Source organism: Mediterraneibacter agrestimuris (assembly GCF_943193195.1).
Taxonomy (GTDB): Bacteria; Bacillota; Clostridia; order Lachnospirales; family Lachnospiraceae; genus Schaedlerella; species Schaedlerella agrestimuris.
This window is the reverse complement of the sequence record NZ_CALPDG010000089.1, coordinates 1-4,194: the sequence shown is the minus strand read 5'-3', so window position 1 is coordinate 4,194 and position 4,194 is coordinate 1. Positions and strand designations below refer to the sequence as shown.

Annotated in this window: 4 protein-coding genes; all 4 read right to left on the bottom strand. The window is 39.8% G+C overall.

Annotated features, from left to right (window positions below):
• Window positions 1–273: 273 nt before the first annotated feature.
• Window positions 274–984: a lysophospholipid acyltransferase family protein gene (locus NFS18_RS18945; protein ID WP_251393088.1), complete on the bottom strand. Its 711-nt coding sequence runs from the start codon at window positions 982–984 to the stop codon at window positions 274–276.
• A gap of 352 nt (window positions 985–1,336) precedes the next feature.
• On the bottom strand, window positions 1,337–2,137 hold the full coding sequence (locus NFS18_RS18940) for an ABC transporter ATP-binding protein (protein WP_251393087.1): 801 nt from the start codon (window positions 2,135–2,137) through the stop codon (window positions 1,337–1,339).
• A gap of 1 nt (window position 2,138) precedes the next feature.
• Window positions 2,139–3,047 carry an ABC transporter permease gene (locus NFS18_RS18935; protein WP_251393085.1) on the bottom strand — a complete coding sequence of 303 codons (909 nt, stop codon included), beginning with the start codon at window positions 3,045–3,047 and terminating at the stop codon, window positions 2,139–2,141.
• A 12-nt stretch (window positions 3,048–3,059) separates the two neighbouring features.
• The gene (locus NFS18_RS18930) at window positions 3,060–4,088 is read right to left on the bottom strand and encodes an ABC transporter substrate-binding protein (RefSeq protein WP_251393083.1); all 1,029 of its coding nucleotides are present in this window, start codon (window positions 4,086–4,088) and stop codon (window positions 3,060–3,062) included.
• Window positions 4,089–4,194: the final 106 nt, after the last annotated feature.

Sequence of the window (4,194 nt, the reverse complement as noted above, 5' to 3'; positions counted from 1 at the left end):
GGTGGCTTGATGCATCTCTACCTATACGTTATTTCACGGACTTTGCAGCCAGTGCAAAGTCCTGGGCTGAACTGTTATTATATTTTCTGTTTTTTGTTTAAATTGTCTTTATCTGACTATGTAAAAATCTCCTATAAATCAATGCGGATCAGCATTTGATTTATAGGAGATTTTTATATCTTTATTTGTTAAACTCAGACCGCCGGAGCGACTGTGATTTCCAGAAGGAAATACCATAAAACATTCTCTTTCTAATAAATTACCAAAGACTTATTATATATTCTTCTCAATCACTTTTTTTATCTTTTCCTGTACCAGCGCCGCAATTTCTGTTGTCTTCATATCTTTATATTCTTCATACATCATCGGTTTCAAGATATGAACCTGTACAGTAACAGGTTTGATAGAATTTGAATCAAACGGTTTAAAAGAATCGATCAGAGCTACCGGAACAATCGGACATTTTGACTTAGTTGCTGCTTTAAAGCTGCCGCCTTTAAATTCCCCAACCTCATTTCCTTTTTTTGATCTTGTTCCCTCCGGAAAGATTAAAAAAGGCTTTCCATTTTTCACATCATTTGCCACATTCAAGATAACCTGTAGTCCTTGGCGTACATCATTTCTATCCAGCATATATGCCCGCACACAGGCAAATACCTGTTTCAGGAAAGGAATATTTTCCACTTCCTTTTTGGCAACAACAGAGAATGGTCTGTCACATACTTCCATGATTGCCAGCGTATCATACATTCCCTGATGATTCGGAAAGAAAATAAATCCGCCTTCTTTTGGAATATTCTCACTCCCATATAAATTGATTGTCACATTACCTCCCACATTGGCACGATGATCAATAAATTTTAATAATTTATAATGTTCTTCATCAGTATACTTATCGACATGAGCCGCATGATAGCACAATCTGATCCAAAAAATCGGTACCAGTAGGATATTTCTGGCAACCATCAATAAAATACGTTTCATTTCTGTTTCCTCTTTCATTTGTACAAATTATTCGTTACTGTTTCCTCTGTCCGCAGTAACAATTATTCTATATTTTCTCATTGTCTGCACATATAATACTTTATCACATTCCGTTTTTTTTGCATATAGTAAAAAATATGGCCATTCCTAATCTTTGCTTCTATTCCCTCTGTTCAGTCATTTAAACTTAAATGCTATACTAAAAGAGTAGAATAAAAGACTGGTTTAGAAGACTGGTTTAGAAGACTTTTTAATACTTTAAAAATAGAAAACAGACTCACATAAATCTATTATCGTGAATCTGTTTTCTGTTATATTCATTATTAAATACGATTACTACATATCATTTTTTCTACTCAGACAACAAAATCCTATCGTTATCCAGTCTTCGTCCCGCTCCTTCTCTAAATCGCAGCAATAGATCATCCACCGTCATCTTCTCCCGTTCTTCATCCCTGACATCTAACACAATTTTCCCGTCTGACATCATAAATGTACGGTTTCCTAATTCCAGAGCTTGATGCATATTGTGTGTGATCATCATACAGGTAATGTGCTCCCGCTCTACAATTTCCTTTGTCAGATTCAACACTTTTTCCGCCGTTCCGGGATCCAGAGCCGCAGTATGCTCATCCAGAAGCAGCAGCTTAGGCGTTACCATTGTTGCCATCAGAAGCGTCAAAGCCTGACGCTGCCCTCCGGAAAGCAGTCCAACCGGCTGGTTCATCCGGTTCTCCAGTCCCATATTCAGTGTTTTTATCTTTTCCCGAAAAATCTCTTTATCCTTTTTTGTAATCCTGCTGAAAGGGTTACTGCCCTTTGACGCACGCAGATAAGACAAAGACAAATTTTCCTCAATGGTCATTCCCGGTGCAGTACCGCCCATAGGATCTTGGAAAAGGCGTCCGATATTCCGGCTTCTTTTATATTCTGGAACAAATGTAATATCTTTTCCATCCAGTTCAATGTTCCCTTCATCCACATAAAAAGCTCCTGCAATGGCGTTAAAAAGCGTCGATTTTCCTGCGCCGTTTGAACCGATGATCGTAACGAAGTCTCCTTCTTCCAATTTCAAAGACAGTCCAGAAATTGCAGTTTTGGCATTTACGGTTCCCGGATGAAATGTTTTGGAAATATTTTTTATTTCTAACATCTTAATTTTCCCCTTTCCTGCGGGCTGCAAATTTTCGTTTCTGAAGCTGTGTCTGTTTCTTTATTGTCGGAAACGCGATTGCAAGTGCAACAACAATCGCTGTAATAAGTTTCAATCCCTGTACCGGAACAATCTTTGTATAAAGTACCATTGCATAAATAAGACGATATATCACGGAACCGATCACTGCGGCGATCACACCTTTGACAACCGTGCGCCGCCCAAGGACCGTTTCTCCAATAATCAGACAGGCAAGACCGATCACGACAATTCCCGTACCACCGTTAATATCCGCCGCACTCTGATACTGTCCGACCATTGCCCCGGACAGAGCCGTAATTCCGTTTGCAATACACAATCCGATCGTAATCATAAGCGCCGGATTGATCGAAGATGCCTGAACCATTATAATATTATTTCCTGTTGCTCGTATGGAAAGTCCAAGCCGGGTTCTCAAAAAAAGAAGAAGTAAAATTCCAACTGATGCAGCCACTGCAAAACCAAGAATGGCATCTGCATATCTTCCTCCGATTTTTGTTGCCTCGAACAGAGTAAATATCGTTTCTGATTTCAAGAGACTTACGTTAGAACTCCATCCCATTACCATCAGATTCACCGTATAAAGTCCTGTATTTGTTACGATTCCTGCCAATATAGACGGTACTCCTAACTTTGTCTGAAGAAGCGCCGTCACACTTCCCGCACACGCTCCTGCCAAAAATGCTGCTGCAATTCCAAGATACGGATGCCCTGCTGCTGTCATTGTCACAGATACGGCCGCTCCCAATATAAAACTCCCATCCGTTGTCAAATCTGCTATATCCAGAATACGGAAACTAAGAAACAATGCGATCGATACCAGCGCATATAAAAATCCCAATTCGAGAGCCGTCTGTATAATATAAGTCACAAGATTTCCCTCCTATTCTTCGGTTGTTTCAACCTCAATTATTTCACCCATTTCTTCAAATACAGAATAATCAATGTTAAGCATTTCTGCAGTCTCTGTATTGACTGTGATCACACCGCCGTCCATCAGATAATAGTCCTCCATATTACCCATTCCTTCTGTAATTACCCGATATGCAAGATCTGCCGTTTCTGTTCCAAGGGCAGTATAATTGACTCCGCAGGTCACAAACGCACCATTTCTTACAAATGAATCTGCACCTGTATAATGAGGAATTCCTGCATCTGCAAATCCCTTATAGATTGCCAGTTCTGCCGCCATGATCACATTATCCGTAGGAGTAAATACTGCGTCTACTTTTTCTGCAACTAAGGAAGAAGCTGCTGCAATTACCTCATCATTTGTAGATGCTGTCTGCTCCACATATTTAATTCCGGCATCATCAAGATATTTTTTTGCGTCTGCAATTGGTTTTTCCGAATTTGCTTCAGATAAAGAATACAGAAGTCCCACTTCCTTTACATCCGGGTTCTGTTTCAGCATCATATCTAAAATAAATTCTGTGTTCAAAGCATCGCTTGTTCCGGTCACATATTCAATATCTGTAAGCTCCGCCGACTCCGGATCAGAAACTGCCGCATACACAACAGGGATATCTGTTCCCTTTGCACAGGAAGTCATTACTTGAGCTGCCAGTGACGCGATCGGAATCATGACGTCAACACCTTCTGCGGCTGCCTGCTCTCCGATCTGCTTCAACGTTGTCTGCTCTCCCTGTCCAGAATAAATTTCATATTCAATATCAACGCCTTGTTCTTCACTGATCACATCTAACTCTGCCGCAACTGCTTCTGCAATTTCATCCAAAGAAGCATGATCCATTTGTTTTACGATTGCAATCTTATACTTACCTTTTGATCCTTCTGACTTATTCTTATCGGTGTTTCCTTCTGAAGAAGAATTCCCTCCTGCTCCGCATCCTGTTACCATTGATACTGTCATTACCATTCCCATTACAACTGCTAATACTTTCTTTTTCATAATCATTCTCTCCTTTTAAATTAAAATTTCTAATCCTGAATTATTCACGCCGCTATAAACTTGCTTAAAAACGGATAGCATTACTTTAAAGTAAGTAAAACCGTAA

What these genes read in the sequence shown, in the direction of transcription:
- NFS18_RS18940 (WP_251393087.1), bottom strand. Translation starts at nt 2,137, where the DNA reads ATGTTAGAAATAAAAAATATTTCCAAAACATTTCATCCGGGAACCGTA.
- NFS18_RS18945 (WP_251393088.1), bottom strand. Translation starts at nt 984, where the DNA reads ATGAAACGTATTTTATTGATGGTTGCCAGAAATATCCTACTGGTACCG.
- NFS18_RS18930 (WP_251393083.1), bottom strand. Translation starts at nt 4,088, where the DNA reads ATGAAAAAGAAAGTATTAGCAGTTGTAATGGGAATGGTAATGACAGTA.